Raw genomic sequence first — 19,914 nt, forward strand, 5'->3', positions numbered from 1 at the left:
TAAATGAACGATTTATCAACTAATGCCGAAGTCTACACCTTTGCCAGTTGCTCCGAAATCATCAAATTTATTGAGCATAAACTTCACATATTCTTCCATTAATACTTTGCCCGGTGTTGTGGGGGCAAATTGTTCGGGGGTATCTCTGAAAAATTCGCGTACTACCCGTGTCCAGAGCAAGCGGGCATCTGTTGCAATATTTATTTTGCAAACACCCAAGCTGATGGCTTTTTGTATTTCGGCCATCGATACGCCTTGTGCATCATCTTTCAAGGCTCCACCTGCGTTGTTGATGCGTCTGATTTCATCAGGATTAACCGATGACCCCCCATGTAAAACCAGCGGAAACTCAGGGAGGCGTTTTTGTATTTCTTCCAAAATATGGAACTGGATTCCCTGTTTTCCTTTAAATTTATATGCTCCGTGGCTTGTTCCTACGGCAATAGCCAAGCAGTCACAGTCGGTAGCTTTAACAAATCTTTCAACATCCTTAGGGTTTGTATAAGAAGATTTTCCGGCTTCAACAATGAGGTCATCTTCAACGCCAGCTAAAACACCCAGTTCGGCTTCTACACTTATGCCTTTAGCATGGGCTCTCTCAACAACGGCTTTTGTACGTGCAACATTGGTATCAAAATCATCATGCGAAGCATCAATCATGACCGAGGTATAGCCGCCACTATCAATGGCATCATAAATATGGTCTTCTACGCCGTGGTCAACATGAACTGCATAAACTACATCAGGATATATCTTTGCCGCTGCCTCAATCATAGCCAGAAGCATAGTAGGGTGGGCGTAGTCGCGTGCAAAAGGAGTGGTTTGTACAATAAAAGGTGCGTTGGCCTTTTGTGCTGCTGCAAAAAGTCCGTGCACTTCTTCCATAAAAAAAACATTTACGGCAGCTATACCGTATTTACCATAACTTTTTTTAAATATTTCTTTGGTTGTAAGAAGCATTGCTATAAAAAATTAGTGAATTAAAACTATTGAGGCGAACTACAAGAGCAAGTCCGCCTGTATATCTCATAAATAATCAGGTTATTATTACCAGAATGCCGTATATAAAGCTACTAAAATACCACAGATAATTGTAGTATAAATTATGAATCCGGTAGTAAAATCAGGTTTTGGTATACCCACTATCATTTCTTTTGAACTATCTTTTGTTTTTGAGTACAGGCTTATGGCTACCATAATAGCAATAAGGATGACAAAAATAATTCCCATGCGGTCAAGGAATGGGATTTCTGGATACCATAGTTTTCCGGCCAATGATAGCGGAATGGTCAATAAAGCTGCTACAAGAGCCGCCATACTGCTGGTTCGTTTCCAGAATAAACCCAGAAAGAAAATAGCAAATACACCCGGAGTAATAAAACTCGAATATTCCTGCACAAACTGATAAGCCTGATCTAATACCCTTAATTGCGGAGCAATGAGCGTAGCAATACCCATAGCAACCCAAACGGCTATGCGTCCTACACGTACCAGATGTTTATCAGAGGCATTGGGTTTGATATAAATTTTGTAAATATCTAACGAAAAGATAGTAGAAATACTATTGGCTTTGCCTGCTAGCGAAGCTACAATGGCAGCTGTTAAAGCTGCAAATGCAATGCCTTTCAAGCCTGAAGGAAGCAAGTTAAGCAAAACTGGATAGGCGTGGTCAGGCTTGACAGCGTCAGTAGCATCGAGCATTTCTTTCTGAAACATACCATTCTGATGCAGTACAAATGCTGCAATGCCCGGAATAACCACAATCAGCGGAATTAAAAGTTTTAAAAAGGCAGCGAAGACAATTCCTTGGCGTGCTGTTTTGAGGTCGGCACCTAGCGTACGTTGTACAATGTACTGATTACACCCCCAATAGTTCAGGTTGTTAATCCACATGGCCCCGATGATTACAGTCAAGCCCGGTAAATCTTTATAATGAGGGCTTGATTTGGGTAGAATCATGTGGAAATGAGAATCTGCCTGTTCTTTTAAAGTGCCAAATGCACTGAGTATATTAGGCGTATTAAAATGCTTGGCTACCATATCCATTGCCAAATACGTAGTAATAAGCCCGCCCAAAACCAACACAACTACCTGAATAACATCGGTATAGCCAATAACTTTCATGCCACCAATAGTAATAATAATGGCAAAAACAGCTAATGCAACTATCGATAAATTAAAGTTAACACCTGCGGTTACCTCAAGGGCTAATGCCCCTAGGTATAAAATAGAGGTAAGGTTAACAAATACGTAGAGCAATAACCAGAATATAGCCATTGTTGTAGCTACTACCGGATTATAACGTTGCCGCAAAAATTGCGGCATTGTATAGATTTTGTTTCGCAGATACACAGGCAGGAAGAAAACCGCCACCACCAATAAGGTAGCCGCTGACATCCATTCATACGAGGAAATGGCAAGGCCAATAGCAAAGCCTGACCCTGACATACCGATGAAGTGTTCTGCTGAAATGTTTGAAGCAATTAAAGAGGCACCAATAGCCCAGAAAGTAAGAGAGCCTTCGGCTAAAAAATAGCCTTTTGCTGTGTTGCTGTCGGCACTCTTTTTACGAAATACCCAATACCCATAAGCCAGAATAAGGACAAAGTAAAAAAAGAAAACTACATAATCAAGGGTGTGTAAACCAGCCGATTCCATTCGAATAATACTTTATTTTAGGGTTAAATAGATAATTTAGGTAATGGGTATTTCTATTAAAAAGTACGTAAGTCGGTGCTATTAAGCGGCAATGATATTCAGTATTTCATCTATTTTTACAGGGCGGTCTTCCAGACATGACTGCTTAGCTGCCATAGCTATGGCAGTAGCCATTAGGCCATCGTGCGCATTTACCGGAACTTTCTCACCCGTTTGAATGCTCGAAACAAAAACATTGATTTCGTTTACGTATGATTCGGCATATCTTTCAAGGAAAAAATTGAGCGGTAATGATAAATGCCCCCCTTTTTCGTTATAATATTCGTGCGTATCAGGGGTATTGTTTTTGGTTTGTGTCATCCCTCCCGAACCAAATACTTCTATACGTTGGTCGTATCCATAAACTGCCTTGCGGCTGTTATCTATGACACCAATGGCTCCATTAGCGAAAGTAAGCGTAGTTATGGCAGTGTCAATGTCTCCTTCATCACCAATTCGGGAGTCAACCAGTACTTTACCTTTGGCATATACTTCAACTACCTCGCTGTTCATCACATATCTGGCCATATCGAAATCATGAATAGCCATATCAAGGAAAAGCCCACCTGACGACTTCACATATTCAATTTGTGGAGGGTTGGGGTCACGGCTTGTAATTTTAAGAATATGGGGGTTGCCCACAAGCCCGGCATGAACCATGTCTTTTACTTTCAGAAAGTTGGCATCAAAGCGTCTGTTAAAACCGAGCATCAGCTGCACGTTAGCGAGGTCAACGGCCTCTTTGGCAGTCAGAATCTGTTCTATGCTTAAATCAAGGGGTTTTTCACAGAAAATATGTTTACCGTGTTGAGCCGCCAGAATCGTATAAGGTACATGAGACGGGGTAGGGGTACAAATAACTACGGCATCTACATCGGGGTTTGTCAGTACAGATTCCGGGCTGGTAGAAACATTTTCTACGCCATGTCTTACTGCAAAATCTAAAAGGTTTTCCGATATATCGGCGGCAGCCACAACTTCTGCATTTTTTATGCGGGTAGCAATATTAGAAAGATGAATTTGTCCAATACGCCCTAAGCCGACAATGCCGATTTTTAAAGTATTTTTCATTTCCAGAATCTGTAAAGTTTAATATAGGTAAGTATGAATGACTAATAATTTAATTAAATAGCAAAAGTGTTTTAGAATTTGCGGGTCCATTCTTTAAGCCAACGTTCAATAACAACTTTGGTTTGTGTAAAGAACTCGACAGAGTGCATCCCCTGACCATGTAGGTCGCCAAAGAAGCTGTCTTTCCAACCCGAGAACGGAAACTGAGCCATAGGCGCAGCTACGCCAATGTTAATACCGATATTGCCGGCATCGGCATCATGCCTAAATTTTCTGGCACTAGCTCCGCTGCTGGTAAAAATACAGGCAGCATTACCATATTTTCCGCTATTGATAAAGGCAATGGCCTCGTCAACGTCATTCAGATGAATCAGCGACATTACAGGGCCGAATATTTCGGTGTGAGCAACAGGGCTTTCAAGCGGCACATTTTCAAGAATAGTAGGTAAAATGAAGTTGCCATTTTCATAACCTGATACCTTTTTGTTGCTGCCATCTACGAGTAGATTTCCGCCTTCTTTTACACCTTGCTGAATAAGTTGTTCTACTCTTGATTTACTTTCAGAAGTTATGACGGGGCCCATCAGGCTGGTTTCATCCAGACCGAAGCCTGTGGTGCGGCCTTTGGCTGCTTCAACCAGACTTTCGGTAATATGCTTGTATTCGCCAACGGTAATAATTGTAGAAGCTGCAAGACAACGCTGACCAGCACAGCCATAAACACTATCGGTAATAATCTGGGTAGTCATTTCAATATCGGCATCAGGTAGTACCAGTACCGGATTTTTAGCTCCTCCTTGTGCCTGTACTCTTTTGCCATAAAGCGCACCTTGTGAGTAAACATAACGAGCTACATTGCTTGACCCTACAAAACTAATAGCCCTGATAACCGGATGTTGTAAAATGCCATCTACTACTTCTTTAGTGCCATTTACCAGATTGACTACACCTGCCGGAAGGTCTAGCTGTTCCATGAGTTGGATAACTTTTGTCATGGTTAGCGGAACTTTCTCTGAAGGCTTAATAATATAGGTATTGCCACAAGCAATAGCATAAGGTAAAAACCAGAAAGGAATCATACCCGGAAAATTGAAAGGAGCAATACAGGCGCATACCCCAACAGGTTGGCGAATCATGAATTCATCTACACCACGGGCAATATCTTCTGAAAAATCTCCCTGCATCATTGTAGGTATTCCGCAGGCATTTTCAACATTTTCAATGGCGCGCTGCATTTCTGCTTTTGCTTCGCCAAAGGTTTTGCCACTTTCTAATACGATAGTTCTGGATATATCATCGATATTGTCTTCGAGCAGGCTTTTTAGTTTAAACAAGTATTGTACCCGACGGTGCGCAGGTACATTTCGCCACTCTGGAAATGCTCTGGCTGCCGCTTCTGCCGCTTGTTGTACATCCTGCACCGACCCTTGCGGCACTTGTGCAATTACCTCCTGATTAGCAGGGTTTTTCACATCTAGCATTGCTGCCGAGTGGCTGTTTACCCATTGCCCACCGATATAATTAGTTAATTTTGTCATGTATTTTAAAAAAGAATTTTATCAGATATTATAATCCACCCTTGCTATTGGCAAATGACAGGGCTTCGTCGAGAGTAGCCATAAAATTGGCACATCCATGTTTGGTTACCATAATGGCACCTGTGGCATTAGCCATCCTGACAGCCTTATATAAATCCCAGCCCTGCAAGTAGCCATACATAAAGCCTGCGGCAAATGAGTCGCCTGCCCCAAGTACGTTTATTACTTCAACCGGAAACCCCGGTACTTTTATTTCTTCCTTTCCTTTCTGGAATATTGAAGCCCCATCAGCACCTCTTTTAACAATCAGCGTTTTTACACCTTTATTGAGAATCTCCTGAATAGCGTTGTCAATATTTCCTCTGATTTCTGGCGCAGAAATCTGCTGGTGCTTTATTTCCAGTTGTTTAGGGTCGGTCATGAATGCTGCCAGAATTTCTTCTTCGGTGCCTAAAACAAAATCCATATAAGGAAGGGCAGCCCTGATAGTTACGCCAAAGGCCAGAGGGTCAAACCATTGGTCGGCCCTGAAATCTATATCCAAAGCAGTTACAGCACCATACTTTTGTGCTTCTTCTATGGCATAAAACATGGCTGTACGGCTTGGGTCTTTGCTAAAGGCAGTTCCCGAAAACATAACCGACCGATAAGACGCAATGTCAGCCTTGCGGATATGCTCAAGATTGATATTAATATCAGAACAATTATCACGATAATAAACCAGCGGAAACCTGTCGGGTGGTTCAATGCCCAGAATAACGGCTGAGCTACGTGTACCATCAATAGTAGGAATTGAGGCTGTATTAATACCTTCTTTATCTAAAAAATGCAAAATGAATTTGCCGACTTGGTCGTTACCTACGGCTGTTAGAAATCCGGTATTGAGGCCAAGCCGTTTACAACCTACGGCAATATTCAGCGGAGACCCCCCCACAAAGGCTCCGAAAGAGCTAATATCAACAAAAGGAGAACCTATATCGTTTGAGTATAAATCAATAGAGGAGCGTCCTATGGTCAGGATATCATATTTTTTTGTATTTGCTTGCATAAAAAGGGCTGGTTATACGTTCATATGGGCGGTTACAAGCGGTAATCTTGGGTCTTGTGTTTTCCAGGTTCCGTATATCCATTCATGGTCAGGGTCGTTGGTGGCAGTAAGTACCTGGTCGCTTCCGGCTAAAAAGTTGAGATAATAAGCATGATACCCGTGGCAGGCGGCTACGGGGTGGTACCCTTTAGGTACTAAAACGGCTTCGTTGTTTTTGGCTCTGATAATTTCATCCAGACTTCTGTCGTAGGTATATACCTGCTGAATGGCATAAGCCTGCGGTGACTGAAATTTGTAAAAATAAATTTCTTCCAATTCGGCTTCAATTAGTTGGCCATTAGCATCAACCTTTCTTTCATCGTGCTTGTGGGCAGGGAAAGAACTCCAGTTGCCTGAAGGTGTATAAACTTCAACACAAACAATTTTATGACACGGAAACCCGGGTTGTATGAGGCTATTTATCTGACGATTAGCGTTATCACCTCCGCGTAATTCAATGGCTGCTTCTTGAGGTTGTTTAAGATAAGGGGCAAAGTCTTGGTCGGTGCTTACCCATGAGTAGGCAATGTCAAGTACAGGGCTGGTTGCCGTAAGTGTAAATTTAGTATGGCGAGGTAAATACAACGTGTGTGCAATACCGCTAAAAACATCTTTGCGTCCGTTTTTTATTTCCCAGTTTCCTTTGTCAGATGCAACTTTAAAATTACCTCCCAGAAGCACAATAGCCATTTCATTTTCGGTGGTATCGTGTTCCCATTCTTCGCCCTGTTGCATTACTCTGGCCCCGAAATTAAGATGTTTCCAGCCGGCATCTTCAGCCGTAAAATGCTGATAGATAGGGTTGTTTTGTGGTTTAACTAATAAATTCTGGTCTTTCATAGTAGGGTAATACAGCTATCAAACAGGTTTAGATTATTTTGTCTGGACTCGCCTGAACTAAGGCATCTGCAAAAGTATATTAGCTAACTTGTATAGACAAGTTTTTGATGTAATAATTGTATGCAGGGCGCTATAATTGATGCAATAGTATTATATAAAGACTAAATATAAAAATATTTATTTTTGCAAACGTTTCAAATTGTCATGCAAACGTTTTAAATTGATTTGGGGTAGAATTGAAAACAACAAATGCTTCAAAAACTATCTTTATTTAAAGGGCTTTGAAGACAAAGAAGAAATCGGCTTAATATTAAAAAATGCCGAGTGATTTTCGGAATATGTCGACACACCCCGCTGATTTTTATTGCTTTTGCAATCTTTGTTGAACTTATATAAGTTAATGTTTTGTTAAAACCTGAGAAAATACTTGTATATATATTATATGTATCTACATTTGTTTTTCTTAATCAATTCACTATTATTAATTAAAATCATTCAGAACCAATGAAAAAAGCAGTTGTTTTGGTACTTAGCCTATTGGCGTCAGTTGGCTCATTTGCACAGAAGTGGTCGGCCGACAAAGCACACACTAAAGTAAACTTTACTGTAACACACCTTATGCTGTCAGAAGTTGACGGTACTTTCAAAAACTTTGATGCAAGCATTACTTCATCAAAAGAAGATTTCTCAGATGCAGTTTTTGAGTTAACAATTGATGCGAAAAGCGTAACAACCAACAACGAAATGAGAGACGGGCATTTGCAAAAAGCTGATATGTTCGACACTGAGAAATTCCCGACACTTACTTTCAAAAGTACGTCAATCAAAAGTGTTGGCCCTAAAAAATTTCAGTTAACCGGCGACCTAACCATGAAAGGCGTAACAAAACCTGTAACTATTGACCTGACTTTGATTGGTACAACTACTAACCGTCAAGGCAAAAAAGTAGCTGGTTTCAAAGCTAGTGGTACTATCAACCGTACTGCTTTTGGCGTAGGTGCTATGCCGTCTGCCGTAGTAAGCGAAGAAGTAGAATTAAGAGCTAGTGGCGAATTTGTTGCTAACTAATTTTAAATAAATCGTTAAAAAGAGACTTCTTGCTCATCAGGAAGTCTCTTTTTTGTTACATTTACTTCTAAAATCTCAAACATCTATTACAATGAAAAAAACATCTCTACTATTAAGCCTGCTGGCGCTATTTGCCTTCGGCTTTTCGAACGCCTATGCGCTCGATAAAGAACAAATGATTAAAGAATGGGAAAGAGCAAAAGCATATACTAAATTGTATCTGGAAACCATGCCAGAAGATGGCTACGATTTTAAGCCTTCGCCTGACATTCGCTCTTTTGCACAGCAACTTTTACACTTAGCCGATGCTAATTACAACTTTGCCTCTTTGGCTAGTGGTGTTAAAAGTCCTATTGAAAGAGGGGCCTCTGAAAAAGCCGAAGATAAATCGAAGGCTGCAACTACCAAAATGGTTTTAGACAGCTACGATTTTGTAATAAATGCCTTAAAAGGCATGACCGACGAGCAATTTAAAGAAATGGTAAAATTTGGTAACAGAGGCGACATGACCAAAGAAATGGTATTTGCCAAAGCCTTTGAGCATCAGACACACCACCGTGGGCAAACCACTATTTATATCCGTATGAAAGGCATTAAGCCCCCAAATGAAATGTTATTCTAACAAATCTGAAAGCCCGTCTGATGTAAAAACAAACGGGCTTTTTTATTGAAAAATAATAGAATAATTCTTGAAAAAGTCGAACAATAATGTTTGTTTTGGCGTTCTATTATTAGAAAAATCCAAAAAGCTTCGGCTACATGTAATATGACTCCAAATATTCCAGATACTCCCCAGAAACGCATCGTAATTATTGGTGCCGGTTTCGGAGGTTTGGCACTAGCTCAAAAACTTGCCAGACACGATGTTCAGATTGTCTTGATAGACAAAAATAATTATCACCAGTTTCAGCCTCTTTTTTATCAGGTGGCCATGGCTGGTCTTGAGCCAAGTTCTATTTCATTTCCGCTTCGGAAAATTTTTCAACGAAAGAAAAATGTACACATCCGTATTACAGAAGTAACCAAAGTAAACCCTGAAAAAAATAGCATCGATACTGCGTTAGGAGAAATTACCTACGATTACCTTGTTTTGGCTATGGGTGCAGGAACAAACTTTTTCGGCATGAAAAACATGATTGAAAATGCTATTCCGATGAAATCAGTTTCAGAGGCTATTTACTTGCGTAACCGTGTATTGCAGAATTTTGAAGATGCCCTAACGGCCGAAGATGCTGAAACACGTGAGGGGTTAATGAATATGGTAGTAGTAGGAGGGGGGCCAACAGGAGTTGAGGTGTCAGGAACACTGGCAGAGATGAAAAAGGTTATTTTGCCAAAAGATTATCCTGAGATGGATTTCAATATGATGAAAATTTACCTTTTTGAGTCTTCGGCCGAGGTGCTGGAAGTAATGTCAGAAGAGGCATCAAGCAAAGGGAAAGAATACCTCGAACGCTTGGGTGTGATAGTAAAAACAGGTGTTAGAATTACAGATTTTGACGGAAAATATGCCTACACCAGTACAGGCGAACAAATACGTACCAATAACGTAGTTTGGGCCGCAGGTATAAAAGGAAATTCAATTGAAGGGTTCGCACCTGAAATTTATGGTAGGGGAAGCCGCATAAAAGTGAACCAGTTTAATCAGGTTGACGGCTATGAAAATATTTTTGCCGTAGGAGACATCGCTTTAATGAGCGGTGACCCGAAATTTCCTAATGGGCATCCGCAAATGGCACAACCAGCAATTCAGCAGGGAAAACTATTAGCCAAGAACTTCCTTAAAATTATGCGAAAAGAAGACCTAAAACCTTTTGAATATAAAGATTTGGGTTCAATGGCAACAGTTGGTAGAAATCTGGCAGTAGTAGACTTGCCTTTCTGGAAGTTTCAGGGGGCCTTTGCTTGGTACGTCTGGATGTTCGTACACTTAATGTCGATTCTTGGTATCAAAAATAAAGTAATGGTATTTATTAACTGGCTATGGAGTTATATAACTTACGACCAGTCGTTGAGGCTTATTATCCGGCCTAAAACTAAAACCGGAAGCTGATAAGATATTTTTTGCAAAGGGAGAGTGAAAAGCTCTCTCTTTGCTTTTCTGATAATTTCATGGAAAATGTTTATGTATTCAGCGGTTTGGGTGTAGATGAAAGAGTATTTGGTGAAATAGATTTCGGCACTTTTAAACCTGTCTTTATTCAATGGATAAAACCCGAAAATAACGAAAGTATAGAGGCTTATGCCCAAAGGCTTACAAACCAGATAAACACCAAAAACCCTGTTTTGATAGGATTATCCTTTGGTGGTATGATAGCAATAGAAGTTGCCAGATACGTCAATACACGAAAAATTATTTTGCTGGCATCTGCCAAAATATATACTGAAATTCCTTTCTATTATCGTTGGGCAGGGTATTTGGCTATTCATAAACTCTTGCCCATTACTCTTTTAAAACAGCATACTTTTATAAGCGACTGGCTTTTTGGGATAAGCGACAAGCAACATAAAAATATGTTTGCCAACATTCTTCAGGATTTAGACGAAGATTTTTTAAAATGGGCTATTAATAAAATTCTATGCTGGAAAAACCAGACAATTCATCCGAACACTATTCATATCCATGGAACTGCCGATAAAATCTTGCCCGCATATTTTATAAAAACAGATGTTGTAGTACAAGGTGGTGGGCATTTCATGACTGTAAACAGGGCAAAAGAAATAAGTATAATTTTTCAAAACTGCATGGCGTGAAATCCCAATTCATTTTAATAGCCTTCTGAAAAGAAATTATGAAAATCGATAGATATTCTCTAACTTTCATTTCGTTTTCAAACTCATTCTATTTAACCTACTTCAACCAATACCTATGAGAAAAATATGTATTTTCCTCCTCTTTAGCGTTTATACATTTGCCCAGAAAACTAATTCATTGCCGCGTAGTACGCCTGAAGCGGAAGGTGTTTCGAGCGAAGGTATTACGCAGTTTCTGGAAGCCGCCTCTAAAAGCAAACACGAATTCCATAGTTTTATGATAATCCGCCACGGCAAAGTAGTGGCAGAAGGCTGGTGGAATCCTTACCGTGCCGATTTAAAACATACCATGTACTCGTGTAGTAAAAGTTTTACAGCCACTGCCGTAGGCTTTGCTGTTGCCGAAAAACGCCTGACAGTGAACGACAAAGTTATTTCCTTTTTTCCTGATGACTTACCTCAGACAATAAGCCCCAATTTAGCAGAGTTAAAAGTAAAAGACCTCCTGAGTATGAGTGCTGGCCAAGCTCCTGACCCAACTGGTGTGGTAGCTACGAGTGATAACTGGGTGAAAACTTTTCTTAATACACCTATTGTGAATCAGCCCGGCAGTAAATTTTTATACAACTCGGTAGCTACTTATATGCTTTCGGCAATTGTACAAAAAGTAACAGGCGAAAAAATAGTCGATTATCTGAAACCACGTTTATTTGTGCCACTAGGTATTGAAGGAATAGACTGGGAGGTTGACCCCAACGGAATCAACACCGGAGGGTGGGGCTTAAGAATCAAAACTGAAGATATGGCAAAATTCGGGCAGTTGTTTTTGCAAAAAGGTATGTGGAAAGGAAAACAGATTTTGCCTGCCTCGTGGGTAGAAGAAGCCTCAACCATGAAAATTATGCAAGACCCAAGCGCCCCACAAGCTAAAAAAGATTCAAGCGATTGGTTGCAAGGATATTGCTACCAGATGTGGCGTTGCCGTAATAATGCTTATAGAGGCGATGGAGCCAACGGGCAGTTTATCATTGTAATGCCCGACCAAGATGCCGTAGTTGCAATAACTGCCGAAGCACCCGATATGCAGTCAGAGATTAATCTGGTCTGGAAATATATTCTACCTGCCTTTAAGCCCAAAAAACTAGCAGCTAACCCCAAAGCATTAATCGCATTAAAAGAAAAAATAAGTACGTTGGCACTTCCTGTGCCACAGAAAAACGACATAACGGCTCTTGAAGCCAAACTTTCTGGTAAAACCTTCGGTATTATTGCTAACGATAAAAGTTTGAAGAGCATCAGCTTAGATTTCAAAAATGGTATTTGTAACCTCACTTTACAAACAGATTCAGTAACACATACTTTACCCTTTGGAGCCGGAAAATGGGCGTACAGCGAAACCACTAAACAGGGGCCATATCTGGTAGCCAGAGCTAAGGCAAACCGTAAAGGATTGCCTCCATTTAAAACGGCTGGCAGTTATACATGGAAAGATGACCATACTTTGGAATTCACTTTGCGATACATTGAAAGCCCACATACAGAAACCATTAAATGTACTTTCGATGGCGATAACGTTTCAATTGAGCTGGCAAGTATTTTTAGTAAATCAAGCACAAAAGGAGTATTAAGGAAGAGCTTAAGTAATCCGCCACGTTTGATTGTCCGTGGAGACGACATGGGCTTTTCTCACTCAGGTAACCAAGCCCTCATAAAATGTTATAAAGAAGGTATTGAAACATCGATTGAGGTAATTGTTCCGTCTCCGTGGTTTCCAGAAGCTGTAAAATTACTGGAGCAAAACAATGGAATTGATGTTGGACTTCATTTTGCTATTACAAGTGAATGGGATAACATTAAATGGCGCCCAATGACCGACGCACCTAGTTTGCGTAATAAAGATGGATACTTTTACCCGATGCTCTTCCATAATAACAATTATCCGCAACAGGCTGTGCTAGATAATACATGGCAACTAGCCGACGTAGAAAAAGAGCTAAGAGCGCAAATAGAAATGGCCTTGAAGTATATTCCTCGGCTGAGCCACGTGTCGGGGCACATGGGTAGCACCGCATTTACGCCCGAAGTGAAAGAAATGGCAAAAAGAGTAGCAAAAGAATATAATCTGGTAATGGTAGATGCCGACTCTCAGAAAGATTTTGGTATTAGCTATACTGGGTTTGATTTCCGAAATAAATCGACCGACGAACGCATAGAGGCTTTTATTAAAATGTTGGATAAACTAGAAGAAGGTAAAACCTATGTTTTTGTGGAACATCCCGGCATTGATAATGATGAACTTCGAGCTATTTATCATATCGGATATGAAGATGTTGCCAAAGGTCGGCAGGATGTAACTACCATTTTTACCAGCGAGAAAGTAAAAGCAGCAATTGAGCAAAAGGGTATCCAGTTAATTAGCTATAAACAGGCAATAAATCAGGCCAGATAAAGAGCGTATTTTTACAAAAAATAAAAGCCGGAACAACATTAGTGTTTCGGCTTTTTATGTAAATTCACAAGCAAAAAATACCCTTATGAAAAAATCTATGTGTCTGTTGCTATAATGTTTGCAGGCATTGGATTAGCTTGCGCACGTGGGCTTTGTAAATGCTAAAAACACTTAACAAATTATATATTTCTGTTCATTAACAAACTATAACTTATGAAGAAAATTGTACTCCCCCTTGCTTGCATGGCTTCTTTAGGTTTAGGGGCATTTATTACCAAAGCACTCGACAACCCACCAATTACTGTTGAAGTGGTTAATCAGGCCGAAAAAATTCTGGGGCTAGATTTTACAGATGCCGAAGCGGATTCAATGATTAACGATTTAAATGATAATCGGAAAGATTTTGAGAGCATCAGGAAAATTCCACTAGATAACAGCGTGGCTCCGGCTTTATACTTTAATCCGTTACCCATAGGTTTTGAGTTTGAAAAAAACTACCTCCCGTTTAAAGCATCTCAGGTTGGAGAGGTGGAGCTACCAGTTAATCGGGATGACCTCGCCTTTTATTCAGTAAGAGAGTTGGCAGAATTGATTCGTACAAAAAAGATTTCGTCTTTGGAACTTACACAGTTTTTTATCGAAAGATTAAAAAAATATGACCCTAAACTACATTATGCCATTACAATTACCGAAGACCTTGCTTTGAAACAAGCCAGAAAGGCCGATGAAGAAATAAAAGCAGGTAAATACAAAGGTTTATTGCATGGAATACCCTACGGCGCTAAAGATTTACTAGCTGTGAAAGGCTACAAAACAACTTGGGGTTCGGTGCCATATAAAGAGCAAGTAATTGAGCAGGATGCCGTAGTAATACAAAGGCTCGAAAAAGCTGGAGCAGTACTTTGTGCTAAATTAACTCTAGGTGAATTAGCTATGGGCGATGTATGGTTTGGTGGTAAGACCCTTAATCCGTGGGATTTAAACCGTGGGTCCAGTGGTTCTTCGGCGGGTTCGGCTTCGTCAGTGGCGGCAGGTCTTTTACCTTTTGCAATCGGGAGTGAAACCCTCGGGTCAATTGTCTCGCCATCGTCTGAGTGCGGAACCACAGGTTTGCGCCCCACATTTGGGCGTGTTCCGCGTACCGGAGCTATGGCACTGAGCTGGAGCATGGATAAACTAGGGCCAATATGTAGAACTGTTGAAGACTGCGCAATTGTTTTTAATGCTATACATGGTGTTGATAACCAAGATTTTACCTGTATGCAAGCCCCTTTTAACTATGACGGAACCAAAGGTCTGAAAGGAATAAAAATTGCTTATCTGAAAAGTGAATTTGAAAGAAAATACCCCAATAAAACAACAGATTCTTTGACATTAGCGGTTTTAAGAAAGCTGGGAGCAGAGTTGATACCTCTGGAATTACCTACTTTGCCGTCGAACGACATCAGTTTTTTATTGGGTGTTGAAGCCGCAGCCGCTTTTGATGAATTAACCCGTTCGGGTAAAGACGATTTAATGGTCAGGCAAAACAAAAACGCGTGGCCTAATGCCTTTCGTTCGGCGCGGTTTATTCCTGCCGTTGAGTACTTACAAGCCAATCGGCACCGTACATTGTTAATTCAGGAAATGGAACGCCGTCTAAAAGGAATTGATGTGTACCTTTCGCCTTCGTTTAGCCGGAATCTTACACTGACAAACCTTACGGGGCATCCGTGTGTGGTTTTGCCTAATGGTTTCAGACCAGAAGGCCGCCCGACAAGTATCACATTTATGGGAAAACTATTTGGCGAAGCTAAGTTGTTGCAAGTAGCAAAGGCGTATCAGGACGCAACCGATTTTCATAAGAAACATCCGAAGTTGTAAGTTATTTCTGCTTTTTCCAGCTAAAAAAATACAGACAGCCCATAATCATGCAAATTATCAGGAGGTTCGAAATATTCTTGATTACCTCCTGATAATTTGTTTCAACGGTTGATGTATCCAGCTTATCAATACCCGCGAATATATCCTGTGAGGTGTCCGATTCTTTATCAGCAATTGTTTTTCCCAGAACCTTTATTCTTATGTGAGACTTTAGGGTATCATACTTTTTATCCTTCGTATTGAAATAAATCCAGTAAAAATATTTGTCTAAAGATTGTTGCCCCGAGTCTTTAGGCACAATCCGGTAGCGAAACTCTTTTTCCCGAATGCCCTGTCCATTATTACTTGTTTCTCTGACTTCAGGTGGATAAAAGTCAAAAAAACTATCATTAACAGGCGACTGAACGTTAACAGTTTCAAAATTTCCGTGTCCTGCTATTTTAAAACTATAATTAAAACTTTTTCCGGTATTAATCTTTCTTGTTTCTATTTCTTCCAATAAACTAAAATCACCTGCCACAACCTTATCTTTCAGGGGGTGGTCTGGCAAACTCATTACACTTACGGTAAAAGGCTTATTCTTGAAACTAATCGATTCTTTTTCTCCTGTTTTTTTCTGTATCTGGGTCATACGTAACTCAACAGCAGGAATTTTTACAGGTTGGTTATTCAACGGAAAATAAATGGCTTCAAAAAACTTATATACAAAGAATTTTTTTCCATTTATTGTTTTATGGCCTTCATCAATGTTGGTAATGTTGATTCTTTCTTCCAGACAATCAGGCGATTTTATTTTTTTAGCAATAGCATCAACCTGCGCGTTCAGGTTGTCAGGAAACTCTATTTTCATTGTATTGCTTTCTGCTACATAAAAGGCTAGAGATACCTTGAAACCTTCCCCTACATACACCTTGCTTTTGTCGATATTCATACCTAGAAAAGCATTTTCTTTAATATCTTCGGTATTTATAAGCTCTTCCTCTTCATCTGTATCTTTAGGTGCTGTTATCACAACAGTAGTAGCTTCCGACTCATAAGTTTTACCGTTTACTGTAAGTTCAAAAGGGGCAATACGGTAGGTGCCTTCTTTAGAAGGGGTGTAGTTCTGGGTAATAGTATGGGCTTGTCCTTTGGTATGTACAATTTTTCTGTCAGCTTTGGTAAATCCCTGAATTTCAGGAAAAGCACTTACATTCGATTTGTCGCTGCCTTTAATAAATACATTAATCACAAGTACCTCATCAGTTAACAAGTTCTTTTTTCCGAACTCTATCTTAACATCCTCTTGCCCATAGGCAAAAAAGCTGCAAAAAAAGCAAAAAAGAGTAGAAAGAAATATGTACATTCGTTGGTTCATCTCACAAAAATATACCACTATTCTGAATGATTGATATGATTAACTTTATTTTTAAGAAAAAACGTTTATCCTTCCTTTTAATTTTATCGGTTAGTACTCTAAAAGCTCAATGGAGCAAACAAAATGCAGGCACAGAGGCATCGTTCCGTTCTATTTGTGCAACTAGTAGTAAAGTGGTTTGGGCTGGTGGCACAAAAGGCACCATCCTGAAAACTACCGATGCAGGCCAGCATTGGCAGGTAATAAGAGTTCAAGGGGCTGAAACTCTTGATTTCAGAGATATTTATGGAGCTAATGAACACATAGCCTTTGCCATGAGTGCAGGCGAGGCCGAAAAAAATGCCGCAAGAATCTACAAAACGATTGATGGGGGCAATACATGGACAATAGTTTTTGAAACACATGAAAAAGGTGCTTTTTTCGATTCATTCGATTTCTGGAATGAAAAAGAAGGGGTACTCATTGGCGACCCTGTTGATGATAAACCTTTTATTCTGAGAACATTAGACGGTGGGCAAACATGGCATAGAATAGCTAAAGATAAACTGCCTGTTATTAAACAAGGTGAAGCCTCTTTTGCAGCTAGTGGCACGTGTGTAATTACGCGCAACAAAAAAAAGGCATGGATAAATACGCAAAGTAGGGTTTTTTATACCACTGATAAGGGCGAAACATGGCAAGTTGCCGAAACCCCTTTTACTCAGGGCTTAACCTCAGGTATTTTCGGGCTACATTTTTATTCAGATAAAGACGGAATTGCCACAGGAGGCGATTATAAAGAAGACAAAAAGGTTTCAGATAACATAGCCATTACGCATGATGGCGGTAAAACATGGGCTTTGTTGCCACAAGCCAAGCCAGATGGCTTAAAAGAATCAAGCTGGGTTTTATCTGATAAAAGTTTATTAGTAGTAGGCACTTCAGGCACGGGGCTTTCGGACGATATGGGAAAAACATGGAAAGCCATCGATAATGAGGCTTTCCATGCGGTTTCATGTTATAAAAACGATTGTTGGGCAATTGGTGGCAAAGGTAATTTGGCTAAGTGGCGTAAGTAGTCTTAGAATGTAAGAAAACTATTTGTGTTTTTGGTCGAGTTTTAGCTGGATATAATAAGAAATAAGAAGCCCTAAGCCGCCAAAAAATAGAATAAATGCCGGATATAGCGCATCTGATTCATCTTTAACAGTGCTTATAAAATTAGCCAGAAAGATACCAAAGCCAACTCCCATAAAAAGGCATCCCCAACGTAAGGCAGAAGCAGGATTAACTTTGGTGCTTTCTTTTTGTGGGGGGGTAAGCCCTTTTTCAATCATAGCCATTCTTTCCTCATTTTCAAATTTTCTTAATATAGCCAAAAGCCCAGAAAAGCAAACTATTGCAGTAATCGGAACGATTAAAGCTACTACACGAGCATCCATAATTAAATGATTTTAAAAGTGAAATAATATTTGACGATAGGATGCAGGTCTTTAAAACTAGGTTACGGGTCGGGTAAAAAAAAATTTTTTCAGAAAGTTGTAACGTTTTCAGAAAAGCTGCATCGAATAGCCAAGTGAACGACGACCAGAAAAATATTATCCTCATTAAAAAAATTAAAACAGGCGATAGATTGGCTTTCAAAGAGCTGATTAATCGCCACAAGAACTATGCTTTTACAGTGGCATTCAGAGTACTTAATAACCGTGAGGAGGCCGAAGAAGTAGCGCAGGATGCTTTTTTGCAGGTTTTTAAAAATATTGATACCTTTAATTTTGAAGCCAGATTCACCACATGGTTTTATCGGATTGTTTTCAATGCTGCCTTGATGCAAAAAAGAAAAAATCGTATCTTTACTGAAGATATAGACCTGTGTGTGCAGGCGTCAGAAGTAAGTAATTTAAGTGATTCGAGCGAAGAGGTCAGAAAGTACGAAAGACAGGAGGCTATTAAAAAAGCGATGCAGCAACTTTCGGCCGATGATGTAATGATGATAACGTTGTTTTACCTTCAGGAACAATCATTAGAAGAAATTGCAGCCATCACTGAAATTACTGCCGAAACGGCAAAAGTTAAAATTCATAGAGCCAGAAAAAGACTGGCAGAAGAAATGCGAAAACACTGGAAAGACGAAGTAAGAAGTTTGATATAGTGAGGTGTGGCAAAATAATAGTAAAGCAAAAGATTTATGTTGACAGACGAACAGATATTTGATATTATTGATGGTTGTGCTAGTGCAGAGCTTATGCAGCTACATAGCCATCTTATGAATAATTCGTTAGAATATAAACAATATTTTAATGAACTGGAAGCTATTCATCTTGATTTGGCAGCCTTGCCGCTGGAGCAAACATCGGCGAATTTTACCGAAAAAGTACTTGCCTGTATTCCTGAGGAAAAACTAGTGGTGATTCATGTAAGAGAAAGAGTCTGGAGCCGCAAATTAACCTACATATTTGGTGGTACAATGGCAGCAATGTTTCTGATTGCTGTTGGTATCATTATAGCATTTCAGCCAACTTCTGATGTAACAAGTAATTCGCCTGATATTTTTTCAAAATACGTTAGTACTTTGCAGGTGCAGTATTTTACAAAAATTGCTGTTTTGTTAAACCTGATAGTAATACTGGTTGTATTTGATAAAAAGATACTAAGACCTTATTTCAGGCATAGAAAAGTCAGTTTAGGTTAAATCTCCATCAGAAAACTGTATCCGTGCTTTGTAAAACCTAACGATTCGTAAAACTGGTGTGCCTGCTCGCGGCGCAAATTACTCGAGAGCGACATCTTGTAGCACCCTTTAGCTTTGGCATATTGCAAAGCATAAGCCATCATTTTTTTACCTATTCCGAATCCCTGAAATTCAGGAAGCACGCCCACATCCTCAACCACTGCCGAAGGCGTTCCCATGTGTGCCATATTTTCCATAACCAGCAGGGCAAATGTCCCCACGGCTTGGTGCTCATTTTCTGCCATAAATACATGGTAGTCGGGGTACTGATTTTGCCTGACAAAAATCTTTTCAGCTTCTCCAACTGTCAATACTTGGTGGTTATCAAGGGCAGCAGCATATATTTTCAGAATCTCTGGTACATCTGTAATCGTAGCGACTCTTATAGTGATATTCATAGTTTTTTAAAACATTTTTTCAGAACAAAAGTTAATAGAACTAACTATTATATCAAAATTGGCAAATAGAAAAAATAAAAAA

At 39.8% G+C, this 19,914-nt stretch carries 18 protein-coding genes; 9 read left to right on the forward strand and 9 right to left on the reverse strand.

The genetic code is table 11. The features are described from left to right. Positions 1–15: 15 nt before the first annotated feature. From WAA15_RS00775 to iolB, 6 genes are all read right to left on the reverse strand, one after another. Complete coding sequence (locus tag WAA15_RS00775; protein WP_337040434.1) at positions 16–960, reverse strand: class II fructose-bisphosphate aldolase; 945 nt, start codon at positions 958–960, stop codon at positions 16–18. 87 nt (positions 961–1,047) lie between these two features. After that, on the reverse strand, positions 1,048–2,658 hold the full coding sequence (locus WAA15_RS00780) for a sodium/sugar symporter (protein WP_337040435.1): 1,611 nt from the start codon (positions 2,656–2,658) through the stop codon (positions 1,048–1,050). Between the two features lie 81 nt (positions 2,659–2,739). After that, entirely contained in the window at positions 2,740–3,768 is a 1,029-nt protein-coding gene (gene iolG, locus WAA15_RS00785) for an inositol 2-dehydrogenase (protein WP_337040436.1), read from the reverse strand. A gap of 71 nt (positions 3,769–3,839) precedes the next feature. Continuing rightward, the gene (locus WAA15_RS00790; RefSeq protein WP_337040437.1) at positions 3,840–5,306 is read right to left on the reverse strand and encodes a CoA-acylating methylmalonate-semialdehyde dehydrogenase; all 1,467 of its coding nucleotides are present in this window, start codon (positions 5,304–5,306) and stop codon (positions 3,840–3,842) included. Positions 5,307–5,334: 28 nt separating this feature from the next. Beyond that, positions 5,335–6,354, reverse strand: coding sequence for a 5-dehydro-2-deoxygluconokinase (gene iolC, locus WAA15_RS00795; protein ID WP_337040438.1), 1,020 nt, complete (start codon positions 6,352–6,354; stop codon positions 5,335–5,337). Positions 6,355–6,366: 12 nt separating this feature from the next. Then, entirely contained in the window at positions 6,367–7,233 is an 867-nt protein-coding gene (gene iolB, locus WAA15_RS00800) for a 5-deoxy-glucuronate isomerase (protein ID WP_337040439.1), read from the reverse strand. Positions 7,234–7,737: 504 nt separating this feature from the next. Between iolB and WAA15_RS00805 the strand changes: the two genes are divergently transcribed. The 6 genes from WAA15_RS00805 to WAA15_RS00830 all read left to right on the forward strand — a co-directional run bounded on the left by WAA15_RS00805 (position 7,738) and on the right by WAA15_RS00830 (position 15,367). Next, positions 7,738–8,301, forward strand: coding sequence for a YceI family protein (locus tag WAA15_RS00805; protein WP_337040440.1), 564 nt, complete (start codon positions 7,738–7,740; stop codon positions 8,299–8,301). 91 nt (positions 8,302–8,392) lie between these two features. Next, positions 8,393–8,923, forward strand: coding sequence for a DinB family protein (locus WAA15_RS00810; protein WP_337040441.1), 531 nt, complete (start codon positions 8,393–8,395; stop codon positions 8,921–8,923). 144 nt (positions 8,924–9,067) lie between these two features. Beyond that, positions 9,068–10,354: an NAD(P)/FAD-dependent oxidoreductase gene (locus tag WAA15_RS00815; protein WP_337040443.1), complete on the forward strand. Its 1,287-nt coding sequence runs from the start codon at positions 9,068–9,070 to the stop codon at positions 10,352–10,354. A gap of 59 nt (positions 10,355–10,413) precedes the next feature. After that, positions 10,414–11,055, forward strand: coding sequence for an alpha/beta hydrolase (locus WAA15_RS00820; protein ID WP_337040444.1), 642 nt, complete (start codon positions 10,414–10,416; stop codon positions 11,053–11,055). Between the two features lie 115 nt (positions 11,056–11,170). After that, complete coding sequence (locus WAA15_RS00825; RefSeq protein WP_337040445.1) at positions 11,171–13,504, forward strand: ChbG/HpnK family deacetylase; 2,334 nt, start codon at positions 11,171–11,173, stop codon at positions 13,502–13,504. A 213-nt stretch (positions 13,505–13,717) separates the two neighbouring features. Further along, positions 13,718–15,367 (forward strand): amidase, encoded by a 1,650-nt coding sequence (locus tag WAA15_RS00830; protein ID WP_337040447.1) that lies wholly within the window; start codon positions 13,718–13,720, stop codon positions 15,365–15,367. Between the two features lies 1 nt (position 15,368). Here the strand turns inward: WAA15_RS00830 and WAA15_RS00835 are convergent, their stop codons facing one another. Next, on the reverse strand, positions 15,369–16,724 hold the full coding sequence (locus WAA15_RS00835; protein ID WP_337040448.1) for a BatD family protein: 1,356 nt from the start codon (positions 16,722–16,724) through the stop codon (positions 15,369–15,371). Between the two features lie 35 nt (positions 16,725–16,759). Here WAA15_RS00835 and WAA15_RS00840 point away from each other — a divergent pair, with 35 nt between their 5' ends. Further along, positions 16,760–17,782, forward strand: coding sequence for a WD40/YVTN/BNR-like repeat-containing protein (locus tag WAA15_RS00840; RefSeq protein WP_337040449.1), 1,023 nt, complete (start codon positions 16,760–16,762; stop codon positions 17,780–17,782). Between the two features lie 18 nt (positions 17,783–17,800). On the opposite strand, the gene WAA15_RS00845 is transcribed toward WAA15_RS00840, so the two are convergent. Next, a complete protein-coding gene (locus WAA15_RS00845) occupies positions 17,801–18,145 on the reverse strand; it encodes a DUF6249 domain-containing protein (RefSeq protein WP_337040450.1) in 345 nt (114 codons plus the stop codon). A 134-nt stretch (positions 18,146–18,279) separates the two neighbouring features. Between WAA15_RS00845 and WAA15_RS00850 the strand changes: the two genes are divergently transcribed. Together WAA15_RS00850 and WAA15_RS00855 are read left to right on the forward strand one after the other, a co-directional pair. Continuing rightward, positions 18,280–18,855 carry an RNA polymerase sigma factor gene (locus WAA15_RS00850; RefSeq protein WP_337040451.1) on the forward strand — a complete coding sequence of 192 codons (576 nt, stop codon included), beginning with the start codon at positions 18,280–18,282 and terminating at the stop codon, positions 18,853–18,855. Positions 18,856–18,891: 36 nt separating this feature from the next. Then, entirely contained in the window at positions 18,892–19,395 is a 504-nt protein-coding gene (locus tag WAA15_RS00855; protein ID WP_337040452.1) for a hypothetical protein, read from the forward strand. Here the strand turns inward: WAA15_RS00855 and WAA15_RS00860 are convergent. Next, on the reverse strand, positions 19,392–19,832 hold the full coding sequence (locus tag WAA15_RS00860; protein ID WP_337040454.1) for a GNAT family N-acetyltransferase: 441 nt from the start codon (positions 19,830–19,832) through the stop codon (positions 19,392–19,394). The genes WAA15_RS00855 and WAA15_RS00860 overlap by 4 nt on opposite strands. Positions 19,833–19,914: the final 82 nt, after the last annotated feature.

It is taken from the genome of Emticicia sp. 17c, from assembly GCF_037153985.1.
GTDB lineage: Bacteria > Bacteroidota > Bacteroidia > Cytophagales > Spirosomataceae > Emticicia.

Coding starts and splice junctions, on each gene's coding strand:
- WAA15_RS00860 (WP_337040454.1), bottom strand. CDS start 19,832: ATGAATATCACTATAAGAGTCGCTACGATTACAGATGTACCAGAGATT.
- WAA15_RS00825 (WP_337040445.1), top strand. CDS start 11,171: ATGAGAAAAATATGTATTTTCCTCCTCTTTAGCGTTTATACATTTGCC.
- WAA15_RS00805 (WP_337040440.1), top strand. CDS start 7,738: ATGAAAAAAGCAGTTGTTTTGGTACTTAGCCTATTGGCGTCAGTTGGC.
- WAA15_RS00830 (WP_337040447.1), top strand. CDS start 13,718: ATGAAGAAAATTGTACTCCCCCTTGCTTGCATGGCTTCTTTAGGTTTA.
- WAA15_RS00845 (WP_337040450.1), bottom strand. CDS start 18,145: ATGGATGCTCGTGTAGTAGCTTTAATCGTTCCGATTACTGCAATAGTT.
- WAA15_RS00790 (WP_337040437.1), bottom strand. CDS start 5,306: ATGACAAAATTAACTAATTATATCGGTGGGCAATGGGTAAACAGCCAC.
- WAA15_RS00820 (WP_337040444.1), top strand. CDS start 10,414: ATGGAAAATGTTTATGTATTCAGCGGTTTGGGTGTAGATGAAAGAGTA.
- WAA15_RS00775 (WP_337040434.1), bottom strand. CDS start 960: ATGCTTCTTACAACCAAAGAAATATTTAAAAAAAGTTATGGTAAATAC.
- iolB (WP_337040439.1), bottom strand. CDS start 7,233: ATGAAAGACCAGAATTTATTAGTTAAACCACAAAACAACCCTATCTAT.
- WAA15_RS00835 (WP_337040448.1), bottom strand. CDS start 16,724: ATGAACCAACGAATGTACATATTTCTTTCTACTCTTTTTTGCTTTTTT.
- iolC (WP_337040438.1), bottom strand. CDS start 6,354: ATGCAAGCAAATACAAAAAAATATGATATCCTGACCATAGGACGCTCC.
- WAA15_RS00780 (WP_337040435.1), bottom strand. CDS start 2,658: ATGGAATCGGCTGGTTTACACACCCTTGATTATGTAGTTTTCTTTTTT.
- iolG (WP_337040436.1), bottom strand. CDS start 3,768: ATGAAAAATACTTTAAAAATCGGCATTGTCGGCTTAGGGCGTATTGGA.
- WAA15_RS00840 (WP_337040449.1), top strand. CDS start 16,760: ATGATTAACTTTATTTTTAAGAAAAAACGTTTATCCTTCCTTTTAATT.
- WAA15_RS00815 (WP_337040443.1), top strand. CDS start 9,068: ATGACTCCAAATATTCCAGATACTCCCCAGAAACGCATCGTAATTATT.
- WAA15_RS00810 (WP_337040441.1), top strand. CDS start 8,393: ATGAAAAAAACATCTCTACTATTAAGCCTGCTGGCGCTATTTGCCTTC.
- WAA15_RS00855 (WP_337040452.1), top strand. CDS start 18,892: ATGTTGACAGACGAACAGATATTTGATATTATTGATGGTTGTGCTAGT.